The organism is Sphaerimonospora sp. CA-214678, assembly GCF_050942215.1.
In the GTDB taxonomy this organism is placed as follows: domain Bacteria; phylum Actinomycetota; class Actinomycetes; order Streptosporangiales; family Streptosporangiaceae; genus Sphaerimonospora.
Genome location: NZ_CP192056.1, coordinates 4,782,358 through 4,808,450, shown reverse-complemented (window position 1 = coordinate 4,808,450; position 26,093 = coordinate 4,782,358). Strand labels below are relative to the sequence as shown.

25 protein-coding genes are annotated in these 26,093 nt (G+C 69.3%); 20 read left to right on the top strand and 5 right to left on the bottom strand.

What is annotated here, in order from left to right; translation table 11 throughout:
• Positions 1-321: 321 nt before the first annotated feature.
• From ACQP1K_RS21540 to ACQP1K_RS21500, 9 genes are all read left to right on the top strand, one after another.
• Entirely contained in the window at positions 322-1,665 is a 1,344-nt protein-coding gene (locus tag ACQP1K_RS21540; protein ID WP_433497509.1) for an ammonium transporter, read from the top strand.
• Between the two features lie 342 nt (positions 1,666-2,007).
• Positions 2,008-5,133 carry a nitrate- and nitrite sensing domain-containing protein gene (locus ACQP1K_RS21535; RefSeq protein WP_433497508.1) on the top strand — a complete coding sequence of 1,042 codons (3,126 nt, stop codon included), beginning with the start codon at positions 2,008-2,010 and terminating at the stop codon, positions 5,131-5,133.
• The gene (locus ACQP1K_RS21530; protein WP_433497507.1) at positions 5,130-5,549 is read left to right on the top strand and encodes a roadblock/LC7 domain-containing protein; all 420 of its coding nucleotides are present in this window, start codon (positions 5,130-5,132) and stop codon (positions 5,547-5,549) included. The genes ACQP1K_RS21535 and ACQP1K_RS21530 overlap by 4 nt, the downstream gene beginning before the upstream one ends.
• Before the next feature lie 18 nt (positions 5,550-5,567).
• Positions 5,568-5,927, top strand: a complete 360-nt coding sequence (locus tag ACQP1K_RS21525; RefSeq protein WP_433497506.1) for a DUF742 domain-containing protein — start codon at positions 5,568-5,570, stop codon at positions 5,925-5,927.
• Positions 5,928-5,934: 7 nt separating this feature from the next.
• Positions 5,935-6,492 (top strand): GTP-binding protein, encoded by a 558-nt coding sequence (locus ACQP1K_RS21520; RefSeq protein WP_055479739.1) that lies wholly within the window; start codon positions 5,935-5,937, stop codon positions 6,490-6,492.
• A gap of 421 nt (positions 6,493-6,913) precedes the next feature.
• Positions 6,914-9,979, top strand: coding sequence for a nitrate- and nitrite sensing domain-containing protein (locus tag ACQP1K_RS21515; protein ID WP_433497505.1), 3,066 nt, complete (start codon positions 6,914-6,916; stop codon positions 9,977-9,979).
• The gene (locus ACQP1K_RS21510) at positions 9,979-10,401 is read left to right on the top strand and encodes a roadblock/LC7 domain-containing protein (protein ID WP_433497504.1); all 423 of its coding nucleotides are present in this window, start codon (positions 9,979-9,981) and stop codon (positions 10,399-10,401) included. Before ACQP1K_RS21515 ends, ACQP1K_RS21510 begins: the two co-directional genes overlap by 1 nt.
• A gap of 52 nt (positions 10,402-10,453) precedes the next feature.
• Entirely contained in the window at positions 10,454-10,894 is a 441-nt protein-coding gene (locus ACQP1K_RS21505; protein WP_433497503.1) for a DUF742 domain-containing protein, read from the top strand.
• 25 nt (positions 10,895-10,919) lie between these two features.
• Entirely contained in the window at positions 10,920-11,483 is a 564-nt protein-coding gene (locus ACQP1K_RS21500; RefSeq protein WP_433501611.1) for a GTP-binding protein, read from the top strand.
• Positions 11,484-11,505: 22 nt separating this feature from the next.
• Here ACQP1K_RS21500 and ACQP1K_RS21495 read toward each other — a convergent pair whose 3' ends face one another.
• From ACQP1K_RS21495 to ACQP1K_RS21475, 5 genes are read right to left on the bottom strand one after another with little or no spacing between them, the layout of a single operon-like run.
• On the bottom strand, positions 11,506-12,507 hold the full coding sequence (locus tag ACQP1K_RS21495; protein ID WP_433497502.1) for a methyltransferase: 1,002 nt from the start codon (positions 12,505-12,507) through the stop codon (positions 11,506-11,508).
• Entirely contained in the window at positions 12,504-13,283 is a 780-nt protein-coding gene (locus ACQP1K_RS21490) for an ABC transporter ATP-binding protein (protein WP_433497501.1), read from the bottom strand. Before ACQP1K_RS21490 ends, ACQP1K_RS21495 begins: the two co-directional genes overlap by 4 nt.
• Positions 13,284-13,294: 11 nt before the next feature.
• Positions 13,295-14,101: an ABC transporter permease gene (locus ACQP1K_RS21485; protein ID WP_433497500.1), complete on the bottom strand. Its 807-nt coding sequence runs from the start codon at positions 14,099-14,101 to the stop codon at positions 13,295-13,297.
• A complete protein-coding gene (locus ACQP1K_RS21480) occupies positions 14,098-14,871 on the bottom strand; it encodes an ABC transporter permease (RefSeq protein WP_433497499.1) in 774 nt (257 codons plus the stop codon). Before ACQP1K_RS21480 ends, ACQP1K_RS21485 begins: the two co-directional genes overlap by 4 nt.
• A gap of 30 nt (positions 14,872-14,901) precedes the next feature.
• Entirely contained in the window at positions 14,902-15,870 is a 969-nt protein-coding gene (locus ACQP1K_RS21475) for an ABC transporter substrate-binding protein (RefSeq protein ID WP_433497498.1), read from the bottom strand.
• A gap of 419 nt (positions 15,871-16,289) precedes the next feature.
• Here ACQP1K_RS21475 and ACQP1K_RS21470 point away from each other — a divergent pair, with 419 nt between their 5' ends.
• From ACQP1K_RS21470 to lepB, 11 genes are all read left to right on the top strand, one after another.
• The gene (locus tag ACQP1K_RS21470) at positions 16,290-19,046 is read left to right on the top strand and encodes a nitrate- and nitrite sensing domain-containing protein (protein WP_433497497.1); all 2,757 of its coding nucleotides are present in this window, start codon (positions 16,290-16,292) and stop codon (positions 19,044-19,046) included.
• Complete coding sequence (locus tag ACQP1K_RS21465) at positions 19,043-19,468, top strand: roadblock/LC7 domain-containing protein (protein WP_055479637.1); 426 nt, start codon at positions 19,043-19,045, stop codon at positions 19,466-19,468. The genes ACQP1K_RS21470 and ACQP1K_RS21465 overlap by 4 nt, the downstream gene beginning before the upstream one ends.
• Entirely contained in the window at positions 19,465-19,854 is a 390-nt protein-coding gene (locus tag ACQP1K_RS21460) for a DUF742 domain-containing protein (RefSeq protein WP_433497496.1), read from the top strand. Before ACQP1K_RS21465 ends, ACQP1K_RS21460 begins: the two co-directional genes overlap by 4 nt.
• Positions 19,835-20,434 (top strand): GTP-binding protein, encoded by a 600-nt coding sequence (locus ACQP1K_RS21455; protein WP_433497495.1) that lies wholly within the window; start codon positions 19,835-19,837, stop codon positions 20,432-20,434. Before ACQP1K_RS21460 ends, ACQP1K_RS21455 begins: the two co-directional genes overlap by 20 nt.
• Positions 20,435-20,528: 94 nt before the next feature.
• A complete protein-coding gene (gene ffh, locus ACQP1K_RS21450; protein WP_433497494.1) occupies positions 20,529-22,079 on the top strand; it encodes a signal recognition particle protein in 1,551 nt (516 codons plus the stop codon).
• Between the two features lie 205 nt (positions 22,080-22,284).
• On the top strand, positions 22,285-22,752 hold the full coding sequence (gene rpsP, locus ACQP1K_RS21445) for a 30S ribosomal protein S16 (RefSeq protein WP_433497493.1): 468 nt from the start codon (positions 22,285-22,287) through the stop codon (positions 22,750-22,752).
• 1 nt (position 22,753) lies between these two features.
• The gene (locus ACQP1K_RS21440) at positions 22,754-23,002 is read left to right on the top strand and encodes an RNA-binding protein (RefSeq protein ID WP_433497492.1); all 249 of its coding nucleotides are present in this window, start codon (positions 22,754-22,756) and stop codon (positions 23,000-23,002) included.
• A 202-nt stretch (positions 23,003-23,204) separates the two neighbouring features.
• The gene (gene rimM / locus ACQP1K_RS21435; protein ID WP_433497491.1) at positions 23,205-23,723 is read left to right on the top strand and encodes a ribosome maturation factor RimM; all 519 of its coding nucleotides are present in this window, start codon (positions 23,205-23,207) and stop codon (positions 23,721-23,723) included.
• 28 nt (positions 23,724-23,751) lie between these two features.
• Positions 23,752-24,576, top strand: a complete 825-nt coding sequence (gene trmD / locus ACQP1K_RS21430; RefSeq protein ID WP_433497490.1) for a tRNA (guanosine(37)-N1)-methyltransferase TrmD — start codon at positions 23,752-23,754, stop codon at positions 24,574-24,576.
• Positions 24,577-24,737: 161 nt separating this feature from the next.
• Positions 24,738-25,103 carry a 50S ribosomal protein L19 gene (gene rplS / locus ACQP1K_RS21425; protein WP_433497489.1) on the top strand — a complete coding sequence of 122 codons (366 nt, stop codon included), beginning with the start codon at positions 24,738-24,740 and terminating at the stop codon, positions 25,101-25,103.
• Between the two features lie 111 nt (positions 25,104-25,214).
• Positions 25,215-26,087 carry a signal peptidase I gene (gene lepB, locus ACQP1K_RS21420; RefSeq protein ID WP_433497488.1) on the top strand — a complete coding sequence of 291 codons (873 nt, stop codon included), beginning with the start codon at positions 25,215-25,217 and terminating at the stop codon, positions 26,085-26,087.
• The last annotated feature ends 6 nt before the right edge of the window (positions 26,088-26,093 follow it).

The following is a 26,093-nucleotide window of genomic DNA, read 5'->3' as shown; positions in this document are numbered from 1 at the left end:
TCCGGCGAGAGCTTTTGGGAACGCGCATCCGAACAGGGTGCGCGTTTTCGCGTCTCAGCGCGTCTCAGCGCGTCTCAGTATGCCCCAGCGTGTCTTGCCGCGGCTCGGCCGCGTTTCCGCACGTCGGCGCGCCGGTCGGCCGAGGGAGAACCCGCCGGCCGGAGACCGCGCGCCCGTGAATTCCGGTACGCGGTGAGGTGGCCGAAATTTCCCGGAAACGTGCCGTGCAATGGCTTCACGCGGGCGAAACACTTGAGGTCGTGATCTGAAACAGCGGAATTGCACGCTGTGATCGACTCAGTGGAAAGGAGGGCCGCGTCGGTGAAGATCGATACCGGCAACACCGCCTGGATGATCACGGCCACCGCATTCGTGTTGTTGATGACTCCCGGCCTCGCGTTCTTCTACGGGGGCATGACCAGAGCGAAGAGCGCCCTGAACATGATGATGATGTCGTTCGTCAGCATGGTCGCGGTGACCGTCATCTGGACCCTGTACGGACATTCGATGGCGTTCGACACGTTCGGCGAGGCCGATGGCCTCGTCAACGGGTTCGTCGGGGGCGCCGACGCGTTCGGACTGCAGAGCCTTGTGGGCGCCGCCACCGGCGATGACGGAACCGGTATGCCGAGCCTGGTGTTCTCGGCCTTCCAGCTCACGTTCGCGATCATCACGGTCGCCCTGATCAGCGGTGCCATCGCCGACCGGGCGCGGTTCGGCGCCTGGGTCGTCTTCGCGATCGTCTGGGCGACGCTGGTCTACTTCCCCGTCGCCCACTGGGTGTGGGGCGGCGGCTGGCTCGCCGGTCTGGGCATCGAGGACTTCGCCGGCGGCACGGTCGTCCACGTGAACGCCGGAGCCGCCGGACTCGCGCTCGCGCTGGTGCTGGGCAGGCGGGTCGGCTGGCCGCAGGATCCGATGCGCCCGCACAACCTGCCCATGGTGCTGCTCGGCGCCGGTCTTCTCTGGTTCGGCTGGTTCGGCTTCAACGCGGGCTCGGAACTGGCCGTCGACGGCACGGCCGGTCTGGCGTTCATCAACACGCAGATCGCGGCGGCCACCGCCGCCGGTGCCTGGATCATCGTGGAGAAGCTGCGCGACGGGCACTCGACCTCCCTCGGCATCGCGTCCGGCGCCGTGGCGGGCCTGGTCGCGATCACCCCCGCCTGCGGTTTCGTCGACCCCTGGGCGGCCGGTGTGCTCGGGGCCGTCGCCGGTACGGCCTGTGCCTGCGCCGTCGGGTTGAAGCGCAGGTTCGGCTACGACGACTCGCTTGACGTCGTCGGCGTGCATCTCGTGGGCGGTGCGATCGGCGCCGTCGCCCTCGGCCTCGTCGCCCACTATCCGTTCGCGCCCGGACAGAACCAGGGGCTGATCTACGGGGGGCCGATCTCGCAGCTCGCCGTGCAGGCGATCGGCCCTGTGGCCGTCGGGCTCTACTCCTTCGGCATGGCGTGGATCATCGGAAAGGTCATCGACAGGACCATGGGCTTCCGGGTGACCGCGCAGGACGAGGTGACCGGCCTCGACCGCGCGACCCACGCCGAGAGCGGATACGACCTCGGCCGCGGCTCGGGGACGTCTCCGTCCAGGTCGCCGAGGGCGGCGGTCCCGGCGGTCTCGGCGGTCTCGGTGATGTCGCCGGGCCGGCCGCACGTGCCGTAGCCGGCCGGACCCGGACGCCGGGGGGCTTGACGTGTGGAGCCCCTCCCGAGAGACTCGGTGCGCAGTAAAGCGGCAATTGTCTCTTGTGTGGAGATTCACGGGGGTTTGTCGGCAGACGGGCATAGACGGGCCACAGCGGCTTCCGAATTCTCGGAGGCCGCTGTCGATCGCGTGAGGCCGGATCGGGCGAAGATCATCTCACCTGTTCGTAACGATTGCGTGGCGCAACCAGGGTAAGGTCACCCGTCCACGTGACCTTGTGGTCGAATTGTCCCGCTTATATAGCTATGTCGCTCATGCTGTCAGAACGCGTGAAGACAGGCCGAAAAGGTGGCGGGGCCGATGAGCATGGAGCAACCGAAGACCGATAAGCAGGGGTGGCGGCGCCGCCTGGTGCTGCGCAACTGGCGGGTGCCCACCCGGCTCGCGGCCCTGATCCTGGCTCCGACCCTCGTCGCCGTGCTGGTCTCGGGGCTGCGCGTGGCCCAGTCGATCGACGATCTCGGCGGTTACCGGCTGGCCAGGTCGGCCGCCGAGTATTCCGTACACCTGCGCGACCTGGCCGAGCAGCTGGCGCTGGAACGGGACATGGACGTCTGGGGCGGTCCCGCCCGGCGCAAGTTCAACGTGGACGGAGAGACCGAGCTGACCCGGGCGCAGCAGCGGGCGGTGGTCGACCCGCTGGTCACCCAGGTGAAGGCGGATCTCAGGGAGATCGTCGACGCCGATTTCGGGGCGCGTGCCACCGATCAGGCGCAGCAGGTGGGCAGCCGGCTCCTGAGCCTTCCCGGCATCCGCGAGAACGGGGCGCCGGAGGACTACTCCGCCCTGATCGCCAACCTGCTCCGGCTGCAGGACGAGATCAGCAGCACCGACGCCGTCGTGGCGACCGGCAACGTACGCGCGCTGAACGCGCTCGCCCACGCGAAGGAGGAGGTGGCCCTCCAGCGGTCGATGCTGATCGACGAGTTCCAGGAGCGCAGGCAGTCCTTCACCGCCGCTGAACTCGAGGCCATGCTCGCCTCCCAGGCACGCGAACAGGGGTACCTCGCCACCTTCTACAAGGAGGCTCCGCCGGCGGAGAGCAGCCGGTTGGTGACCCTTCTCGGCGACAAGGACATCGTCAGCATCGAGCTGACGAAGTCGTGGGCGCTGACGCTGGGACTGAAAGGCCAGTCCATGAGCGGGTACCCGGGCCGGGACAGGATGCTCCAGAGCTGGTTCCAGAACAGCACCAAGGCGATCGCGCAGATGACCGCGGTGGAGAAGACGGTCTCGTCCACCGTGCTCGACCGGGCCAAGCAACTGCAGTCCAGCGAGCAGCGCAACGTGGTGACCTCCGCGATCCTGATCCTGGCCCTCCTCGTCCTGGTCGTCGTCACGACCGCGTTGATCGCGCGCTCGATGGTGCGCCCGCTGCGGCGGTTGCGCGCCGAGGCGCTCGACGTGGCCGGGCGGCGGCTGCCCGATGTGGTGCGGCGGATGCGGGAGACGGACGAGCACGACCACGAGCCCGCGGTACGGCCGATCGACGTGGACGGCGACGACGAGATCGGCGAGGTCGCGCGGGCCTTCGACGAGGTCCACACGCAGGCGCTGCGCCTGGCCGCCGAGGAGTCCCGTCTGCGCGCCAACGTCAACGCGATGTTCGTGAACTTGTCCCGCCGGACGCAGACGCTCGTGGAGCGGCAGATCTCGCTGATCGACGGTCTGGAGCGCGGCGAGGAGGACGGCCGGCGGCTGGCCGACCTCTTCAAGCTCGACCACCTGGCCACCCGCATGCGCCGCAACAGTGAGAACCTCCTGGTCCTCGCCGGGCACGAGCCGCCGCGTAAGCGAAGCCGGCCCGCCCGCCTGGTCGACGTGGTCCGTGCCTCGCTGTCGGAGGTCGAGGACTACGAGCGCGTCACGGTCAAGGTGCCCCGCCGCATCGCCATCGCCGGCCACGCCGCCAACGACGTGATCCACCTGGTCGCCGAGCTCGTGGAGAACGCCATCGCCTTCTCCCCGCGCGACACCAGGGTCGTCGTGTCGAGCAGCCCGGTGGAGGGAGGCGCGGTCATGCTCGGCGTCAGCGACGCCGGGATCGGCATGTCGCTGGAGGAGATCGGCGAGATCAACCGGCGTCTGGCGGAACCGCCGACGGTGGACGTCTCCGTCGCCCGGCGGATGGGACTGTTCGTGGTGGGGCGTCTCGCGCTCCGGCACGGCATCCGCGTCCAGCTCCGGCGTGGTGACGGCAACGGGGTCATCGCGATGGTGCTCTTCCCCGCGCAGCTCATCTCGGACGCCGACCAGCCGCAGCCTCCGGTGACGGCCCCGGGCGGGCAGACCGCAGGGGGGCAGACCCTGGGCGGCCAGATCGGAGCGGGCCAGATCGGAGCGAACCAGATCGGAGCGGGCCAGGGCGCAGGCGGCCGGATGGGGGGCGGCCCGGCCAGGGGAGATCAGCGGACCAGCGCGGGCCTGCCCGTACGGCAGCCGTTCGGCGATCCGGCCCCGGGCGGCAACGCGTTCCAGCCGTGGGAGGCGACCGGAGGCGGCAGCGGCGGCAACCACGCGACCGGAGGCGGCCTCGGCGGCAACCACGCGACCGGAGGCGGCCTCGGCGGCAATCACGCGGCGGGCGGCGGCCTCGGCGGTGCAGACACCGGCCGCAGGCCCTTCCAGACGGCGGACGCCGCGGCAGGAGGCGACGGCGGGACGTTCGCGCCGTTCGGCGCGCCGACGCGGGACATCACCACGACTCCGCCCTTCGGCACCCCGTTCACGCCACCGCAGGCCGAGCCGTACGCGACGCCGCCCGAGCCGTTCCCGGTTCCGCCGCCGGAGCCGTACGCGGGCGGGCACGCCGACTCCTTCGGCGCCCCGCCCTACCGGGGCACCCCGGCCTTCACCGAGCACTCGGGCGTCTTCCCGATCGAGGGGCCAGCCTCCGCCACCGGACCGCTCCCGGCGGTCGGCGACACCCCGCTGGAGCGCGGGGACGAGTTCCTGCCGATCTTCGCGTCGGTCGAGTCCGCCTGGTTCCGGCGTCCGGAGCCGGGCGAGGCCGCTCCGGCCACCTCGGCGAATCCGCCCGTGCCCCGGCGCGAGCCGCCGCCTGCGTCCGCAGCACAGCGCCCGCAGGCGATCCCGCCGACCTCAGGACCCGCCGGTTCGGAGCACGAGCGGCCGGCGGGTGGATGGTGGTCGCGGGCCGACAGCGGCTTCCAGGCGGCGGACAGCGCACGGGACCCCCAGCTCGGCGGCGTCACGGCCGCCGGGTTGCCGAAGCGGACGCCCAGGGCCAACCTGGTTCCCGGCTCGGTGGGCACGGCGAGCACGCCGCCCGCCCCGCGTCCCGCGGTGTCGGCCGAGGCGGTGCGCAGCCGCCTGTCCAGCTTCCAACAGGGAGTACGGCGGGGCCGGGCCGAAGTGGCCGACGGATTCGCCGGTGAGACCGGCAACGAGGAGGAGGGCTCGTGACTGAGCTGAGCGTGGAGGTACGCAGGTTCGACTGGCTGATCACCGAGTTCGTCAACTCGACGCCGGGGGTGGCGCACGCCGTCGTGGTGTCGTCGGACGGTCTGCGGCTGGCCCAGTCGGACGGTTTTCCGCACGACCGGGCCGACCAGCTCGCCGCCGTCGCCGCCGGCCTGCTCAGCCTCACAGCGGGCGCGGCGAGGGTGTTCGAGGGCGGGCAGGTGACCCAGACGGTCGTCGAGATGCAGCGCGGTCTGCTGCTCGTCATGGCGATCAGCGATGGGTCGTGCCTGTCCGTGCTGGCCTCGCCCGAGTGTGACATGGGCCTGGTGGCCTACCAGATGACCCTGCTGGTCGAGCGGGCCGGTCAGGTGCTCACCCCGGCGCTGCGTGCCGAACTCCAGACCTCTCGTCGATGACGGTGGAGGGAGACGGACATGCGCTTGGGTGACGGGGCGGAGGACGAGCCTCTGTTCCGTCCTTACGCGGTCACCGGTGGACGATCAGAGCCGCGTTACCACATGGCGATGGAAACCCTCGTATCATCGGTGACCTTGAAGGGCAATGATTATTCCCTGCTCACCCCCGAGCAGGAATCGATCATGATTTTATGTCGTTCCGTACGATCGGTCGCGGAGGTCTCGGCGCTGCTCCGGGTCCCCCTCGGCGTGGCCCGCGTGCTCATCGCCGACATGGCCGACGAGGGTCTGGTGCGCCTGCACATGCCACAGCTCGACCAGGGGCAGCCAGACCTCAACCTGCTCGAAAGGGTGCTCAGTGGACTACGCAGGCTCTAGTCGTGGGCTGACCTCGACGAAAATCGTCGTTGCGGGTGGGTTCGGCGTCGGGAAGACGACCTTTGTAGGCGCCGTCTCCGAGATCCTCCCCCTCACCACCGAGGCCGTGATGACCGACGCCAGCGCCGGCATCGACGACCTGGGCCTCACGCCGAACAAGACGACGACCACGGTCGCGATGGACTTCGGCCGGCTCTCGCTCGATCAGGATCTGATCCTGTATCTGTTCGGGACGCCGGGTCAGCATCGCTTCTGGTTCATGTGGGACGATCTCGTCCGTGGCGCGATCGGCGCGGTGGTGCTGGTGGACAGCAGGCGGCTGGCCGACTGCTTCCCCGCCATCGACTACTTCGAGGAGGCCCAGCTGCCCTTCCTCGTCGCGCTGAACGGCTGGGACGGCCAGTACCTCCACTCGGAGGAGGAGGTGAGGGAGGCACTGTCGCTACCTCCGCATGTGCCGATCGTCCGTACGGACGCGCGCTCCCGGGATGCGGTGAAGTCGACCCTCATCAGCCTGGTGGAGTACGTGCTGACCGTACGGTCGGCCTACGGCCGTACCTACTGACGCGGCCCGGCCGCGGTCACGAGAAACGAACATGATCCTGTATGTGGCCAGGTCCGGATGAACCGTACGAACCGGACACTGGCCGTCGAGGCACTATTTGGTAATCAAGCCTGTCCGATATTTAGCCATCTAAGGTCATATACGTGCCCAGTTAGGCTGTTTGTGTACGGGTGTTCGGTTGGCCTCCCTGGTGTCGGTGTGCTGCAATTACCCTCGCCTGCAGGACGTTCCCAACTGTCACGACTGCGCACTCGTCGAGAGACACTCCCCCTGCGCGCACATACGGCGAGAGGTTGCTAAGCCTGTGAGGAAACAAGACCACCGGACCGACGAGAGCCCAGGGGCCGGGGTTCCGGCCGAGCAGGGGCCAGATGAGGGAAGCCGGTTCCTCCTGCGCAACTGGCGAGTACGGTCCCGATTGGTGGCGCTGATCCTCATCCCGACCCTGGCTGCCCTGGTGCTCGGCGGTCTCCGTGTGGTCAGCTCCCTCGACACGGCGGCGGGATACCAGCGGGTGAACGACCTGGCACGGCTCGTGGAGAGCGTCGCGGGGCTCACCCACGAGCTGCAGGCCGAGCGGGACCGGGCGGCTTGGAACGCGGCCATTGGCAGGCCGGCGAAGGCCGTCTCGGCGGTGAACGCCCAGATCAAGCTGGCGGACACGGCGCTCGCCGACGTCCGCAGGCTGGCGACCGACGCACGGTCGAAGGTCGGCGAACGCGCCGGCGACGAGGTCGAGCACATCCTCGCCAAACTGGACAGTCTGGAGCCGCTGCGCAAGCAGGCGGTGGAGGGCACCCTGCTGCCGAGCGCGGTGCTCGAACAGTACTCACTCGTCATCGAGAACCTCCTCTCCCTGCAGGACGAGCTGGCCAAGAACGCTCAGGACGACCGGCTCACCGCGATGTCGGTCACCCTGGCCGCCCTCGCCAGGGCCAAGGAGAGCGCCTCGGTGCAGCGCGGTCTGCTCACGACGGTGCTTCCGGCCAGGCGGTTCGAGCAGGCGCAGCTGCAGGACTTCCTCGGTGCCATGTCCGCTCAGGAGCGCGAACTGCGGGAGTTCCGCAAGAGCGCTTCCCGTGAGGAGCGCAGCGACTACGACTCGACCGTCACCGGCGACCAGGTCGACGACGCCGAGCTCCTCCGTACGCTGGTGCTCGATCGGGCCAACGCCGGCTTCCCGCTCAACGGTCTCGACCGCGCGGTCCGCGACGACAACCGCAGATGGTTCGACGCGATGACCCAGCCGATCAACCGGGTGCGCACGGTCGAGGCCAAGCTGAATTCGTCGATCGTCGCCAGGAGCCAGCAGCTCAAGGACGACGAGCGGCAGCGCGCCCTGATCGTGGCCGGCGCGGTGGCGCTCCTGCTGATCGCCGTGCTCGCCATCACCACCGGTGTCGCCCAGTCGCTGGTGCGGCCGCTGCGCCGGCTGCGCAGTGAGGCGCTCGAGATCGCCGGTCACCGTCTGCCCGGTGTCGTCCAGCGGCTCCGGGAGGCCGGCGACACCAGTGAGACCCCGCACATCGCCCCCATCGGGGTGGTCGCCCGCGACGAGATCGGCGAGGTGGCGCGGGCCTTCGACGAGGTGCACCGCGAGGCCGTACGGCTGGCGGGCGACGAGGCGCGGCTGCGCAGCAACGTCAACGCGATGTTCGTGAACCTGTCGCGGCGCACGCAGACCCTGGTGGAGCGGCAGCTTTCCCTGATCGACGGCCTGGAGCAGAGCGAGCAGGACGAGCGGCGGCTCGGCGACATGTTCAAGCTCGACCACCTGGCCACCCGCATGCGGCGCAACAGTGAGAACCTCCTGGTCCTCGCCGGCCAGGAGCCCGCCCGCCGCTGGGGTCAGCCGGTGTCGATCGTCGACGTGGTCCGCGCCTCGCTCTCCGAGGTCGAGGGGTACGAACGGGTCGACGTGCGGGTGCAGCCCGGCGCCGCGGTCGTCGGGCAGGCGGTCAACGACGTCGTCCACCTGATCGCCGAGCTGGTCGAGAACTCCATCTCGTTCTCCCCGCGTGAGACCAAGGTCGTCGTGTCGAGCAACCGCATCGACGGCGGCGGTCTCATCGTCTCCGTCAGCGACCGCGGCATCGGCATGACCCCCGATGAGGTGGCGCAGACGAACCATCGCCTCGCCAACCCCCCGGTCGTGGACGTGTCGGTGTCCCGGCGCATGGGCCTGTTCGTGGTCGGCCGCCTGGCCCTGCGCCACGGCATCCGGGTGCAGCTGCGCCAGCAGGACGTGGGCGGGCTGACCGCGATGGTGCTGCTGCCCGAGTCGCTGCTCGCCCAGCCGGGGCCGGCGTTCCCCGGCATGGCGGGGGCATCCGGCGACTTCGGCATGCCGGCCCAGATCGGTGCCTCCAGCGGCATGGGCATGACCGGCGAGCTGAACATGCCCGGTGAACGGGGCATCCCGGAGCCGACCGGCTCCAACCCCTTCGACGAGCCGACCGGTCCGAACTCCTTCGGGCACGCGCCGCGGCCGTCGCTGTTCGGCGCCGACGCGCCCGGCCTGAACACCCCGGGCGTCGGCACCGCCGGGCCGGGAGCCCCACGCGGCGACTCCTTCGAACGCGGCCCGTTCGAGACCTTCCCCAGGGAGAGCGTGGGACGGGATCCCGACCCCTTCGCGCGCGCCCCGTTCGGCGGCGGACCGGTCAGGCGGGAGCCCGGCGGACCGGACGCATCCGAATCGATCTCCTCGTCGACGGACCCGTTCGAGACGACGAAGTTCGACTTCGACGTGAGTCCCGCCGAGAGCGGTCGGTTCGAGGCCAACCCCTTCGACACCAACCCCTTCGCACGTGGACGGATCGGCGGGGAGGCCCCCGTCGACACGCCGTGGCCGGGGCACCTGCCTCCTCCGGGCAGCACCTCCTGGCCCGGTTCGCCACCCTCCCAGGACCAGACCACCGACACCGGAGGCGAGTGGCCGGGATGGCCCGGAGGCGGCGCGTTCGAGGGTGACATCGATCACACCGGTCCGCTCCCGGTGGTCCGCACCTCGCCCATGGAGTCGGAGGAGGAGTTCTTGCCGATCTTCGCCGCCGTCGAGTCCGACTGGTTCAAGAAGGTCGACCTCTCCGACGAGAAGAGCGATTCCGACGATGATCCGCCCGCCAAGTTGTGGTCGTCCCCGGCGGACGCCGGGTGGCAGGCGGCGAAGGCCGCGGCCGAGCCCACACTGGGCGGCGTCACCGCCTCCGGGCTTCCCAAGCGCGTGCCCAAGGCCAACCTGGTCCCCGGCTCGGCCACGACTCCGGCCTCCGCTCCCGTCCCGGCCGAGCCCGCCGCAGCGGCGGGACCGCCACCGCCGCCGATGCTTTCGCCCGAGCGCGTGCGGAGCAGGCTCGCCAGCTTCCAGCAGGGCGTACGGCAGGGCCGCGCCGTGGCGCGCGGCGAGACCGGCGAGGACCAGGCATACCCCGGGGCGCCGCGGCTGGGCGACCCGATTGCCCAGGACAGTGAGAAGGAGGACTGATGAGGGAGATGAGCCAGGCCGCACGCGGCGTCAACTGGTTGATCACTGATTTTGTGAACAACGTGCCCGGTGTGGCGCACGCGGTGGTGGTGTCATCGGACGGCCTGCCGCTGGCGTTCTCCGATGGGTTTCCCAAGGATCGGGCCGATCAGCTGGCTGCGGTGGCGGCGGGTTTGATCAGTCTGACGCAGGGCGCCTCCCGGGTGTTCGAGGGCGGTGCGGTGACGCAGACGGTCGTGGAGATGCAGCGCGGGCTGCTGCTGATCATGTCGATCAGCGACGGGTCGTGCCTGGCGGTGCTCGCGGCGGCCGATTCCGATATGGGACTGGTGGCGTATCAGATGACGCTGCTGGTGGAACGTGCGGGACAGGTGCTCACGCCCGCGGTGCGGGCCGAGCTTCAGGCGTCTCACCCCAGGTGACGGACTACCGGACGTCCCCGGTGACGTTGGCATGACGAGGTCAGGAGGACATGTGGCAGGCGGTTGGACCAACGAGCCCTATCCGCCGGTGGACGATGCCCACCGGCACTACGGCGGTACGAACCCGGCCCCGTCCTCGGCGCCGCCGCCGCAGCCCAGCAGTTCTCTGGTGCGTCCATACGCGGTGACCGGAGGGCGCACGGCACCGCGTATGCAGCTCGCGATGGAGGCGCTCGTGTCGTCCATCACCATGGTCGACCAGGACCTTTCCACGCTCACCCCGGAGCGGCAGGCCATCTGCTCGCTGTGCCGTCAGGTGCGGTCGGTGGCGGAGGTGTCCGCGTTGTTGCGGATTCCGCTGGGTGTGGTGCGTGTGGTCATCGCGGACATGGCGGCTGAGGGGTTGGTGCAGGTGCATCAGCCGCAGCTGGATGCGGGCAAGCCGGATGTGACTTTGCTGGAGAGGGTGCTCAGTGGACTTCGCAGGCTCTAGAGACGCGGCCGGTTCCGGCCGGGGGCTGACGTCGACGAAGATCGTCGTTGCGGGTGGTTTCGGTGTGGGGAAGACGACGTTCGTGGGGGCGGTGTCGGAGATCATGCCGTTGACGACGGAGGCGGTGATGACCGATGCGTCGGCGGGTGTGGACGATGTGGGGTTGGTTCCGCATAAGACGACGACGACGGTGGCGATGGATTTCGGGCGGGTGTCGCTGGACCGTGATTTGATCTTGTATTTGTTCGGGACGCCGGGGCAGCATCGGTTCTGGTTCATGTGGGATGACCTGGTGCGGGGGGCGATCGGTGCGGTGGTGCTGGTGGATACGCGGCGGCTGGCCGATAGTTTTCCCGCTGTGGATTATTTCGAGGAGGCGCGGTTGCCGTTCGTGGTGGGGATCAACGGCTTCGATGGGCGGTTTCCTCATGGTGAGGAGGAGATTCGGGAGGCGATGACGCTGGGGTCGCATATTCCGATCGTGCGTACGGACGCGCGTGATCGGGAGTCGGTCAAGAGAGCGTTGATCACTCTGGTCGAGCACGCCCTCACCACGCACGTCGCCGTACCCCAGCGGGGACTCTCCTGACCGCACCGACCCGGTGATCCCGTCAGACGGGGAGCGCTTCGATCAGGCTCGCCCCGGCGGGGAGCGGCAGCACCCGCGACAGCGACAGGCCGCTCTTGCCGAGCAGGGTGGCGTACTCGCTCCGGGTCCGTTCCCTACCACCCAGCAGGGTGAGCATCCGCAGGTCGATCTCCTTGCCGATGTGCGGTGAATCGTCGTCGGGGAGCACCATCTCCAGCAGCAGCACCCGGCCCTCGCCGGCCATGGCGTCCCGCACGTTGCCGAGGATGCGCAGTGCGTCGTCGTCGTCCCAGTTGTGGATGATGCTCGCGAGCAGGTAGGCGTCGGCGCCTTCGGGCACGGCCTCGAAGAAGTCGCCGCCCACGAATTCGCACCGGTCGCCGAAGCCGCGTGTGGCGAGCGCCTCGCGCGCGTGCGCCACCACGCCCTCGCGGTCGAGGAGCACGCCGCGCAGCCGAGGGTTCGCGTCGAGCACGGCCGCGAGCAGATGCCCCCTTCCTCCGGCCACGTCCACAAGCGTGCCGCAGCCCGAGAAGTCGTAGGCGGCGGCCAGCGCCGGCTCGATCGAAGCGGCCCGGATCCCCATGTAGTCGTTGAAGTTCCGCGCGGCCTCGGGCCGTTCCTCCAGGTAGTCGTAGTAGGTCCCGAAGCGCTCGATGAACGGGGAACGGCCCAGCCGTACGGCCTCGGGCAGCGTCCCCATGGCGTGCCAGTAGCCGGGCTCCAGCATCACCCGCAGCGCGGCGCGCATGCTGCCGGGCATGCCCTCCCGCAGGGCCTGGCCGCTTTCGGTCAGCTCATAGACGCCGGGACCCACGGTGCGGACGATCCCGATGCCCGCCAGCTCGCGCATCACCCGTGCGAGTGAGGGGGCGTGCGCCCCGCACGCGCCGGCCAGTTCGGTGACGCTCATCGGGCCGCCCGCCAGGTGATCGGCACAGCCCAGCTCCGCCATCGTGGCCATGGCGCCGAGCCGGGTGATGCCGACGATGGCGTCCCAGATGGGGTCGTTCGAGTCGATCAATGCTGCTCCAGAACAGTGGTCGCGGTGGTGGAAGCGCCTCGGACGAGGCGGCCGACTTCGGCGCGCAGCCGGACGAACTCGTCGAGCTGCCTGGTGGCGATCTGGTCGCGCGGGCCGCTCAGGCCGACCTCCAGATCGGCGGCGACCCGCGCGGGTGACCTGGTGAGGACGATGACACGGTCCCCGACGTACACACTCTCGTCGATGTCGTGGGTGATCAGCAGGATCGTCATCCCGTGGTGTGCGCAGACCCGCAGCACCAGGTCCTCCAGATCCTCGCGGGTCTGGGCGTCGACCGACCCGAACGGCTCGTCCATGAGGAGGAGCGCCGGGCGGTAGGCGAGGGCACGCGCGATCGAGACACGCTGCTGCATGCCGCCGGACATCTCCCAGGGGTATTTCCCGCCGGCGTCGGCCAGGCCCACCTGGTCCAGGGCCGCCAGCGCGGCCTCCCGGCTGTGCCTGCGGTCCAGCCCCCTGCGCCGCAGCGGCAGCGCGACGTTGCTCACCGCCGTCATCCACGGGAAGAGCGAGCGGCTGTAGTCCTGGAAGACGATCGCCAGGTTGTCCGGGATCCGGTCGATCGGCCGGCCGCCGAGCATGATGCTGCCGCCGGACGGTTTGATGAGCCCGGCGATCGAGCGCAGCAGGGTCGACTTCCCGCACCCCGAGGGGCCGACGACGCTGACCAACTCGCCTTCGGCGACGGACAGGCTCACCCCGTCGAGCACCCGGTGCGTACCGTACGAATGGACCAGATCGGTGATCTTGAGCACGGGATGCCCCCTTAGTTGGTCTGCCTGGCGCCCCGGTGCCAGGCGAGCACGCGCCGCTCCAGCAGCAGGAACGCGGAGTTGAGCAGGTAGCCGAGCAGGCCCAGCATGACCAGGCAGCCCCACATGTCCGGGAAGAGGTAGCTGCGCTGCGCCCAGAGAAGCTGGTAGCCGATCCCGCCGCTGCCCCCGAAGATCTCGGCGATCACCAGGAGGATCAGCGCCAGGGACAGGGCGAGCCGCAGCCCGGCGAAGATCTTCGGCATGGCGGCGGGGAGGATGACCTGCCAGAGGCGCTGGGACGCGGAGAACCCGAAGATGCGCGCCGTTTCCAGATGCTGCCGATCCACGCCGCGCGTGCCGTCGACGGTGTTGAGCAGGATCGGCCAGATCACTCCGAACACGATCGTGGCGAGCTGTGCCGGCGTGCCCAGCTTCAGCAGGGCCAGGAAGAACGGCACGAGCAGAGGCGGCGGTACGGCCCGGCCGAGGTCGATCAGCGGGTCCAGGTAGTCGGACAGCCGGGGCGAGCAGCCGATGGCGATCCCGGCGAGCACGCCGAGGACGGCGGCGGCCAGCCAGCCGCCGAACAGCCTCGCGAGGCTGGGGCCGAAATCGCTGAGCGCCTGGTCCGTCAGCAGGAGACGGGACACCGGGCCGGAGAACCAGAGTTCGTGCATCCGCGCGAGGATCGCCGAGGGCGGAGGAAAGAACGGCTGCTCGGCCGTGCGGGTGCCGATCTCCCAGATCGCGATCGTGACGGCCACCAGCCAGAGCCGGCCGAGTGGACGGAAGACGGGTCCGCAGGAACGCAGGTTCATCTGGGGTTCCCCGATCTGGCGCGGTGCCACCGGAACAGCCGGCGTTCCGCCGCGACCAGAACGGCGTTGGAGAGAACGCCGAACAGGCCCGCCCACAGGGTCGCCGCCAACATCAGGTCGATCCGGCCGGCACTGGCGGCCTCGGTGATGAAGATTCCGATTCCCTCCGCGCCGCCGGCCAGCAACTCCGCGCTGACCGCCAGGATGATCGCGATCCCGGAGGCGACCCGCACCCCGGTCGCGATGAACGGGGCGGCACTGGGCAGCGAGACACGCAACAGTACGGACACCGGTCCGAACCCGAAGCTGCGCAGGGTCTCCTTGGCGAGGGGATCGACGTCTTTCACGCCGTAGATGGCGTTCAACAGCACCGGCCAGGACGACGCGTACAGGATGACGGCCAGCCTCAGGTGCAGGTTGTCGCTGAAGAGCAGGATCGCGAGAGGGATGATCGCGACCGATGGGATGGGCCGGAGGAACTCGATGAGCGGGCGGACCGCACGTTCGGCGGCGGGCAGCGCGCCGAGCACCAGCCCGGCGGGTACGGCCACGGCCACGGTGAGCAGGAGCCCCAGGGCCCAGGCTGTCACCGTGGCTGTGGCGTCGGCGAGGAAGTCCGGGTCGACGATCAGGCCCGCCGCGCCGACGAGGATCGTCGACATGCGGGGCAGGAAGCGTTCGTCGATCAGTCCGCTGAGGCCGACGGCCTCGACCGCTACGACGAACACCGCGGCGCCGACGACGCCGCGGAACACTCGGACCCGGTTCATGATCTGATCACGATCTCGCGGCGGTCTCCGTCAGCTCGCCGGCGGCGCCAGGATCAACGACTTCACGTCGAGATCCGTCTTCAGGTAGCCGTACTCCTTCATCAGGTCGGCCACCCGCTGGAGCCGCTCCTCGCTCAGCGAGGTCGGGTAGGAGCCCAGGGCGATGACCGCCGCCGTGGCAGCGTCGATCTTGGTGTACTTGGGCAGCACCTCGTCCACGATCTTCCGGTCGTTCGCGACGAGCTCCTGGGCCTTGTGCAGGGCACGCTGGAAGGCGGCCAACGTCTTCGGGTACTTGTTGGCGATGCTTTCCGTGGTCAGCCAGCCGGCGATGGGAAAGTCCTCGGTCGGCCCGATCATTTGGTCGACGACGATTCTGGCGCCCGCCTTGGACGCGACGGTGATAAACGGCTCGACCATAGCTGCCGCATCGGCCTGACCGTTTTCCAGGGCGGCGGGCATGTCGGGGTACGGCTTCTCGATGAACTGGTCCTGGGTCGCGGTCACCCCCGCCACTCTCATCTGAACCTCGGCCGTCAGCTGGCTGAGGTTGTTGAAGGTATTGACGGCGATCTTCTTCCCCTTGAGGTCGGCCGCGCTCTTGATGGGGGAGTCCTTCTTAGCCATGATCACGAAGGCGCCGGGAGCCGAGCCGTAACTGTCGGCCACGAACTTGAACTTCCCCGCGCCCTTCTCCTGCGCCAGGAAGGTGCCGATATAGGCGCTGAGGGTCAGGTCGATGCTCTCGCCCAGGATCTTCTGGATGCCGATGGCGCCGCCCGCGAGGACCTCGGTCTTGACCTCTAGACCCTCCTCCTTGAAGAAGCCGCGGTCGATGGCGACCTGCAGCGGCGCGATGTCCGGGACGGGGATCGTGCCTACGACCAGCGTGGTCTTCTCCAGAGCGGAGCCGTCGGCGGAGGAGTCGGACGATGTCTCGGTGCTGCAAGCGGTCAGGGCCAGCACGGCCGCGACACCTATGGCGAAGGTTCGCCCCATAAGCCTCATTAGCTCTCCTTTGGCGGGGAGTGACGCCCGACTGGTCAGGTGATCAAGCTAAGACGGGCGACGGGCGAGAAGCGTACCGGAGTCAGAACGACTTAACAGCATTCGGTCATATATGTCATATAACTTGCCCGAACGTCCATTATGTCCAACTAACTGATCAACTGGAGGTTTGGACCGATGCCAAGGCGTAACCCGGTTTAGGACCTGACATGCGATCGTTTGGATGCTGCTGGATACCTCACTTATGGCCAGGTTAGAACGCTATTCGGTACTTTTTGGATCGTTCCAATATATCCGAAGCATTGGTCTAGCTCGTCCATTTATGCTCAAATTGCCGATGACTTGTGGGGTTTCCCGTACGGGCCCACCGCGAAACTCTTTCCTGAGGACCAGCGCGAGAGGTTGCACCAGTGAGGACAGCAACGATCGAGGGCGGTCGCCGCGCCGATCCCGAACCGCCCGGCGGAGCGGGTGCCGGCGGCGCGACCACCGCGAGCGGGCGGCGGCCGCCGCGGGCCAGGACCGGGACCTCGGCCGAGCACGCCATCGGAAGCCCGATGGCGCTGAAGAACTGGCGCGTGCGCAGCCGGCTCCTGGCTCTGATCGTGCTGCCGACCGTCGTCGCGGTCCTGTTCGGCGGCCTGCGGGTGGTCACCTCTATCGGCAGCGCCGCCGAGTACCAGCGCGTGCGCGGAGCGGTCGAGCTCGTCGCCCGCATCGGCGCGCTGGCCAACGAGATCCAGCTGGAGCGCGACCTCACCGTCAGATACGTGGCGGGGAACCGCCGCTCGAACTCGGTGCTCACGCTCATCAACAACCAGCACAAGGTCGTCGACGCGGAGGTGGAGCTGGTCCGGAGCAAGGCCGCGTCCGACGGTGACACGCTGGGAGAGCTCGGCCGGGCGGAACTCTCCCGCGCGCTCGGGCGACTGACCGACCTGCCCGCGCTGCGTAAAATCGCGCTCGAAAGCCAGCTCCAGCCGCTGCGCACCCTTGAGAAGTATCGGCTCGTCACCGCCGACCTGCTGCGGCTCTACGACGCGGCCGGGCAGGGCGTTCCGGACGAGGCGCTCGGCGCGAGCGTCAAGGCGCTGGGCGCGCTGGCCCGCGCCCAGGAGTCCGTCTCGCAGCAGCGCGCGCTGCTCGCCCTGGCGCTGGCCAGGCAGCGGTTCGAGCAGGACGAGTTCGACGCCTTCACGGCCGCGGCCGCCGGCGAGCGGAGCGAGCTGACCTCGTACAACGCCGAGGCGACCATCGCCCAGCGTCAGTTCTACGCCGACACCGTGACCAATCAGCTGATCGACCGGGCGCGGTTCTTCATCAACCGGGCGCGCTTCCTCCACTCGGCCGGGCTGCCGATCCGCAACCTCGACCGCAGGAGCTCCGACGAGGAGCGGTGGTTCGGCGCGATCAGCAAGCAGGCGGAGCTGATGCGGGAGGTCTCCGAGACCATCACCAGGTCCGCCATCGCCAGGAGCGCCGAACTCCAGACGGCAGAACGCAACGCGGCCGTGTTCAGCGCCATCCTGATCACCGCGGTCCTGCTGCTGGTCCTGCTCATCACCGCCGTCATGGCCCGATCGCTGGTTCACCCGCTGCGCCGGCTGCGCAGCGAGGCGCTCGAGGTCGCCGGCCACCGTCTGCCAGAACTCGTGCAGCGGCTGCGTGACACCGACGGCGGGCGCGGCCGGCCGGAGGTGCAGCCCGTCGGTGTGCACTCCGCCGACGAGATCGGCGAGGTCGCGCGGGCCTTCGACGAGGTGCACCGCGAGGCCGTACGGCTGGCGGGCGACGAGGCCCAGCTCCGCAGCAACATCAACGCGATGTTCGTGAACCTGTCGCGGCGCACGCAGACCCTGGTGGAGCGGCAGATCACGCTGATCGACGGTCTGGAGCAGGGCGAACAGGACGAGCGCCGTCTGGCCGACATGTTCAAGCTCGACCACCTGGCCACCCGCATGCGGCGCAACAGTGAGAACCTCCTGGTCCTCGCCGGCCAGGAGCCCGCCCGCCGCTGGAGCCGGCCCGTCGAGATCACCGACGTGCTCCGCGCCTCCCTGTCCGAGGTCGAGGGATATGAGCGCGTGGCGCTCAACGTGCCCGGAGAGGTCGCCATCGCCGGGCAGTCCGTCAACGACGTCATCCACCTGCTCGCCGAGCTCGTCGAGAACGCGCTGTCGTTCTCGGCCAGGGACACCCGCGTGACCGTGTCGGGGAACAGCATCGACGGCGGCGGAGTGATGATCTCCATCACGGACTCCGGCATCGGCATGACCAACGAGGAGATCGCCCAGGCGAACCATCGCCTCTCCCATCCCCCGGTCGTGGACGTGTCGGTGTCCCGGCGGATGGGACTGTTCGTGGTCGGCCGGCTCGCGCTGCGCAACGGCATCCGGGTTCAGCTCAGACCGCACGACGGCGGAGGCCTGACCGCGATGGTCCTGCTGCCGGAGGCGCTGATGAGCCGGCCCGCCTACCAGCCGCCGACCCACGCCGGCGCGTTCGCCCCCTCGTGGAGCCCCCAGCCGAGTCTCCAGCCGAGCCAGCCGGAATGGCCGGCGCGCTCGCCGATCACGCCGCGTTCCGCCATGCCGCCCGCGGCCGTCCCGCCCGCGGCCCCGACGGCCCCCCTCGGTCACAACACAGGTCCGCATTTCACCCCCGCCGTGCCTCCCGGCGCTCCACACGGGGGCGCCGGGTTGCGTCCGCGTCGCTACGACGACATCCCGGACGAGGCGGCCACCGGTCCGATGCCGGTGCTGCGGAACGCGCCGCTGGAGGAGCCACCCGAAGAGTTCCTGCCGATCTTCGCTTCCGTCGAGTCGGCGTGGTTCAAGAGGACCACGCCGACCGAGGCGGAGTCGGAATGGCAGCGGCCGTCCGCCGTCGACGCCGGGTGGCAGACCGCGGCCGCGGTCGCCCAGCAGCCGGCCTCCGACGGTAAGACCACCTCTGGCCTGCCCAAGCGGGTCCCCAAGGCAAACCTGGTGCCGGGCTCGGCCGATGCGGCGGCGGCTTCCGCCGCGCCGCCGCCGGTCCTGTCACCCGACCGTGCCCGGAGCCGCCTGTCGAGCTTCCAGCAGGGCGTACGGAAGGGCCGCGCCGTGGCGCGCGGGGAGATCAGTGAGGACCAGGGCTACCCGATGAGAGAAGGGGAGCAAGGATGATGGAGATGAGTCAGGCCGCGCGCGGGCTCAACTGGTTGATCAGCGACTTCGTCGGCTCGGTGCCGGGCGTGGCGCATGCGGTCGTCGTGGCGGCCGACGGTCTGCCACTGGCCTATTCCGACGGCTTCCCGCCCGACCGGGCCGATCAGCTGGCTGCGGTGGCGGCGGGTTTGATCAGTCTGACGCAGGGCGCCTCCCGGGTGTTCGAGGGCGGTGCGGTGACGCAGACGGTCGTGGAGATGCAGCGCGGGCTGCTGCTGATCATGTCGATCAGCGACGGGTCGTGCCTGGCCGTGCTGGCCGCGCCGGACTCGGACCTCGGGCTCGTGGCTTATCAGATGACGTTGCTGGTGGATCGAGCGGGACAGGTGCTCACGCCGGCGCTGCGCGCCGAGCTCCAGTCGTCCCACTCGCGGAGGTGACGGTGGACCCGTGGGGGCAGCCGCACGGCGGCGCCCCGATCCCCCAGGAGCCCGCGTCCCCGGTCCGCCCCTTCACCGTGACCGGAGGGCGCACGACCCCGCGCATGCAGCTCGCGATCGAGGCGCTGGTGTCGTCGGCGACCACGGCACACTTCGATCTGTCCGGCCGCCCGCCCGAGTACCGCGCGATCAGCTCGCTGTGCCGTCAGGTGCGGTCGGTGGCGGAGGTGTCCGCGTTGTTGCGGATTCCGCTGGGTGTGGTGCGTGTGGTCATCGCGGACATGGCGGCTGAGGGGTTGGTGCAGGTGCATCAGCCGCAGCTGGATGCGGGCAAGCCGGATGTGACTTTGCTGGAGAGGGTGCTCAGTGGACTTCGCAGGCTCTAGAGACGCGGCCGGTTCCGGCCGGGGGCTGACGTCGACGAAGATCGTCGTTGCGGGTGGTTTCGGTGTGGGGAAGACGACGTTCGTGGGGGCGGTGTCGGAGATCATGCCGTTGACGACGGAGGCGGTGATGACCGATGCGTCGGCGGGTGTGGACGATGTGGGGTTGGTTCCGCATAAGACGACGACGACGGTGGCGATGGATTTCGGGCGGGTGTCGCTGGACCGTGATTTGATCTTGTATTTGTTCGGGACGCCGGGGCAGCATCGGTTCTGGTTCATGTGGGATGACCTGGTGCGGGGGGCGATCGGTGCGGTGGTGCTGGTGGATACGCGGCGGCTGGCCGATAGTTTTCCCGCTGTGGATTATTTCGAGGAGGCGCGGTTGCCGTTCGTGGTGGGGATCAACGGCTTCGATGGGCGGTTTCCTCATGGTGAGGAGGAGATTCGGGAGGCGATGACGCTGGGGTCGCATATTCCGATCGTGCGTACGGACGCGCGTGATCGGGAGTCGGTCAAGAGAGCGTTGATCACTCTGGTCGAGCACGCCCTCACCACGCACGTCGGGGCGCCCGGCCGATGAGCGGGCGCGCGGGCGGGCGCGGAGGCCGCGGAGCCGGATAGGCTGGAGCCCGGTCCATTCACCCGTCCAATCGCTTCGAGGGCTGGCCACTCACGTGTTCGAGACGCTTTCCGACCGGCTGACTTCGGTCTTCTCCTCCCTTAGGTCCAAGGGCAGGCTTTCCGACGCCGACATCGACGCGACCTGCCGCGAGATCCGCATCGCCCTGCTCGAGGCCGATGTCGCGCTGCCGGTGGTGAAGGACTTCGTGGCCCGGGTCAAGGAACGGGCGCGCGGAGCCGAGGTCTCCCAGGCGCTCAACCCCGCCCAGCAGGTCGTGAAGATCGTCAATGACGAGCTGATCGGGGTGCTGGGCGGTGAGACGCGCAGGCTGCGCCACGCCAAGACCCCGCCGACCGTCATCATGCTCGCCGGTCTTCAGGGATCGGGCAAGACCACGCTCGCCGGCAAGCTGGCCAAGTGGCTGCGCGACCAGGGCCACGCTCCGCTGCTCGTGGCGTGCGACCTTCAGCGGCCCAACGCCGTACAGCAGCTTTCGGTCATGGCCGAGCGTGCCGAGGTGGCCGTCTTCGCGCCCCAGCCGGGCAACGGCGTCGGCGATCCCGTCGAGGTGGCCAGGGAGTCGATCGACCACGCCCGGCGCCGCCAGCACGACGTCGTCATCGTCGACACCGCCGGACGGCTTGGCATCGACGAGCAGCTCATGCGGCAGGCGGCGGACATCCGCGACGCGATCAGCCCGGACGAGGTGCTGTTCGTGGTCGACGCGATGATCGGCCAGGACGCGGTGAGCACGGCTCAGGCGTTCATGGAGGGGGTCGGCTTCGACGGCGTCGTGCTGACCAAGCTCGACGGCGACGCCAGGGGCGGTGCCGCGCTGTCGGTCCGGCACGTCACCGGCCGTCCGATCATGTTCGCTTCCACCGGCGAGAAGCTCGAGGACTTCGACGCCTTCCACCCGGACCGGATGGCGGGCCGGATCCTCGACATGGGCGACATCCTCACCCTGATCGAGCAGGCGCAGAAGACCTTCGACGAGCAGGAAGCCGCCAAGATGGCGGGCAAGCTCGCCTCCGGTGACGACTTCACGCTCGACGACTTCCTCGAGCAGATGATGATGGTCCGCCGGATGGGCCCCATCAAGAACCTGCTCGGCATGATGCCGGGCATGGGGCAGATGCGCGATCAGCTCAACCAGGTCGATGACCGGGACCTCGACCGCATCGCCGCCATCATCCGCTCCATGACCCCCGGGGAGCGCAGGGAGCCGAAGATCATCAATGGCTCGCGGCGGGCCCGCATCGCCAAGGGCTCCGGGGTCACCGTCACAGAGGTCAGCAACCTCGTCGTCCGCTTCTTCGAGGCGCAGAAGATGATGAAGCGGATGACCCAGGGACTGGGCATCCCCGGCATGCCGGGCCGGGGCAAGGGACAGAAGTCGCAGAAGGCAAAGAAGGGCCGGCGCGTCAGCGGCGACCCCCGCAAGGCGGCGCGCGGAAAGACCGCCTCCGGCAAGGGAGGCACGCCCTCGCTGCCGAAGGGCATGGGCGCCCTCGGTAACCTCGGCGCCGGGCAGCTGCCCCCGGGCCTGGAACTCCCGCCGGGCTTCGACCCATCGAAGTTCAAGCTGCCGGGCCAGAACTGACGCGCCATCCGGCGTGAACGCCATGATGGCGAGGAGATGCCCGAGCATCCCCGGCCATCTGGCAGAATGGCAGGCTGGAACATCGTGGCCAGGCGGGTGCCCTCTCACCCCCGCCGGTCGCGTCTGTCCCTCGGGCGGGTTCACATCGTGCCCCACTCGATGAGACACCGCTCACCCACGCTCTAATGCAGGAGAGACCACACTCGTGGCAGTCAAGATCAAGCTCAAGCGGCTCGGGATGATCCGCAACCCGCAGTACCGCATCGTCGTCGCCGACAGCCGGAGCAAGCGCGACGGCCGTGCGATCGAGGAGATCGGCCTGTACCACCCGAAGGAGCACCCCTCGCGCATCGAGGTGAACTCCGAGCGGGCGCAGTACTGGCTGGGTGTCGGCGCGCAGCCGACCGACCCGGTTCTCAAGATCTTCAAGCTGACCGGCGACTGGCAGAAGTTCAAGGGCGAGCCCGCTCCGGCGACGCCGCTGCAGGTGGCCGAGCCCAAGCCCGATCGCCACGCCGCCTACGAGGCCGCGGCCAAGGAGACGCTGACCGGCGACACCGGCGCCGCGACCACCCAGAAGAAGACCAGGAGGCCCGCCAAGGCCGAAGCGACAGCCGAGGCCCCGGCAGCCCAGGCGCCGGCCGCCGAGGAGAAGCCGGAAGGCGAGGCCTGAGATGCTCGAGGAGGCCCTCGAGCATCTGGTCAAGGGCATCGTCGAACATCCTGACGACGTCCGGGTCCGCGCGCGACGCATCCGTACCGGGCGCGTCCTCGAGGTCCGGGTCCATCCGGAAGATCTCGGCAAGGTCATAGGCCGTGGCGGCCGTACGGCCAGGGCACTGCGCACGGTCGTGAACGGGCTGTCCCAGGGCAGGTACGTACGGATCGACCTGGTCGATCTGGACGAGGCGGTGTCCCGCTGATCTTCGCCGTGGCGAGAGGCCATCCGGTCGGCCGCGGCGGGCAGGAAGATCTACGGGACACGACCTGGGGTCCGCTGAGGACGACCTGACGGGGGACCCCGCACGGGGTCCCCCGCTTCGCTCCCGGGGGTCCGGTTCCCGGGCGAGGCCCGGTCCCGGACGGGGGCGCCGGGCGAGATTCGTTGCTGAAGGAAGGCGACAAGTGCAGCTCGTGGTGGGCAGGATCGGCCGGCCGCACGGCGTGCGGGGCGAGGTCACCGTCGAGGTGCGCACCGACGACCCCGACGTGCGCTTCGCCCCCGGTACGGCGCTCGCCACCGACCCGGCGGAAGCCGGGCCGCTGACGGTCGAGGGAGCACGCTGGCACAAGGGGAGCCTGCTGCTGGCCGTGGCCGGCGTGACCGACCGCGACGCCGCCGAGGAACTGCGGGGCACGCTGCTCGTCATCGATTCCGCCGACGTGCCGAGATCCGCCGACCCCGACGAGTTCCGCGATCACGAGCTCATCGGTTTGGCGGTGGTGACCGTGGCCGGCGAGCGGGTCGGCGAGGTCGCCGAGGTTCTCCACCACGGACAGGACCTTCTCGTGGTCCGCCGTCCCGAGCGGAGCGACGCCTACGTTCCGTTCGTCAAGGCGCTCGTCCCCGAGGTCGATCTCGACCGGGGCGTCCTGGTCGTCGACGCGCCGCCCGGCCTGTTCGATCTCGGCGAGACCGAGTAGGGCGACGGCGAGCAGGAGGAGGCCACGCATGCGCGTCGACATCATCTCGATCTTTCCCGAATACTTCGCTCCGCTCGATGTGTCGCTGGTGGGCAAGGCGCGGGAGCGGGGCATCCTCGAGATCCGTCTCCACCAGCTGCGTGACTGGACCCGCGACGTCCACAAGACCGTGGACGACACGCCGTACGGCGGTGGCCCCGGCATGGTGATGAAGCCGGAGATCTGGGGCGAGGCCATCGACGCGGTGATCTCGGAAGGCCGATCGGCGCTGGGCGTGCCGGCAGGTGCGCCCAGGATGATCGTGCCGACGCCGAGCGGCCGTCCGTTCACCCAGGAGACGGCCATCGAATACGCCGACGAGCCCTGGCTGCTGTTCACACCCGCCCGCTACGAGGGCATCGACTCCCGCGTCGCCGCCGAGTACGGCTCCCGCCTGCGTGTCGACGAGGTGAGCATCGGCGATTACGTGCTCGCGGGCGGCGAGGCGGCCGTCCTCGTGATCGTCGAGGCCGTGGGGCGACTGCTGCCCGGCGTTCTCGGAAACGCCCGATCGGTCGCCGACGACTCCTTCGCCCCCGGACCGATGGCCAATCTCCTGGAGGGCCCGGTCTACACCAAGCCGCCCGTGTGGCGTGGTCACGAGGTGCCCGAGATCCTGCTGTCCGGCCACCACGGGAAGATCGCCCGCTGGCGGCGCGACCAGGCCCTCCGGCGCACGCTGGAGAAGCGGCCCGAGCTGGTCGACAGGCTCGATCCGGCCGGATTGGACAAGGACGACCGGAAGATCCTGGCGGAGTTCGGGACCGCTTGCGGAGTCTCGTTTCGCGCGCGGCCTCATGATGTGGCAAACTAAGACGCTGCTGCCGCTTTTCTGGTGGCCGGGTGCGGCCCGGTCCCGGCCGCAGCAGAACCGGACGTAAATCAAGCCAAGCGCGCGTGTCCCCCTCGTCGCCGAGCCTCGTCGGCCCGGCCGGGTGGACCTCCGCGTGCCCATGTCAGCGAGGAACCGCCGCCATGCACACGCAGATCCAGGAGCTCGAGAAGGCTGCCCTACGCAGCGACGTTCCGGCGTTCCGCCCGGGTGACACGCTGGAGGTCCACGTCCGCGTCGTCGAGGGCAACCGGTCCCGTATCCAGGTGTTCAAGGGGTTCGTCCTGCGTCGACAGGGCGGCGGGGTGCGTGAGACTTTCACCGTTCGCAAGATCAGCTACGGTGTCGGCGTCGAGCGGACCTTCCCGGTGCACAGCCCGGTGATCGAGAAGATCGTCGTGGTGACCCGGGGCGATGTCCGCCGGGCGAAGCTCTACTACATGCGCGACCTGCGCGGCAAGGCGGCCCGCATCCGCGAGAAGCGTGAGGCGACGCCGGCGGCCAAGTAGGTCAAGGAGTGTCGATCGTGGTCCGTGCCATCGGTACGGACCACTTTCTTTTGGCGGTGATGCCGCGTCCACGCCACTGGTCGCCGCGGACATCATTTAGGCTCAGCACCGTTGACTAGCGAAGGTCAGGGGTTCGGCGTGTGCCCCCCTGCCGAGGACGGGGTGGACGTGGTCGCCGAAGACATCCAGCAGAGCGCCGAAGGTACCAAAGAGAAGAAGGGCTCGTTCTGGCGGGAGCTTCCCGTCCTCGTCGTGGTGGCCCTGGGCCTGGCCCTGCTCATCAAGACCTTCGTCGTGCAGGCGTTCTACATTCCGTCGGAGTCGATGGAGAACACCCTGCTGATCAACGACCGCGTGCTCGTCAACAAGCTCGTCTACCACGTCCGCGACATTGAGCGTGGCGACGTCGTGGTGTTCTCGGGCGTGGACTCCTGGGATCCCGAGGTGCAGTTGGAGGAGCCGTCGAACCCGATCGCCGGGGCCGCCCGCTGGATCGGCACGGCGTTCGGCGTGGTCCCGGGGGAGAAGGACTACATCAAGCGGGTCATCGGGCTGCCGGGCGACCAGGTGAAGTGCTGTGACGGCGAGGGTCGCGTGACGGTGAACGGAGTGCCGCTGGACGAGAAGGCCTACCTGCACCCGGGAGACGCGCCCTCCGATACGCCCTTCGATGTCACGGTGCCGCCCGGGCGGCTGTGGGTGATGGGCGACCACCGCGCCGTCTCCTCCGACTCGCGGCGCCACACGGGTGATCCCGGAGGCGGTGCGATTCCGGCGGACCAGGTGATCGGGCGCGCCTTCGTCATCGTCTGGCCGTTCGACCGGGCCCAGGTCCTGCCGATTCCCGACACGTTCGCCCAGCCCGCGCTGAAGGCCGCCGGAGCCGTGGCCGGGGCCGCCCCCGTGCTGGCGGGCTTCGCGGGAGCCGTACCGCTGGTGATGCTGCGCCGCAGACTCAAGAACCGCAGATCGGCCCGGCGGTAGAGGAAG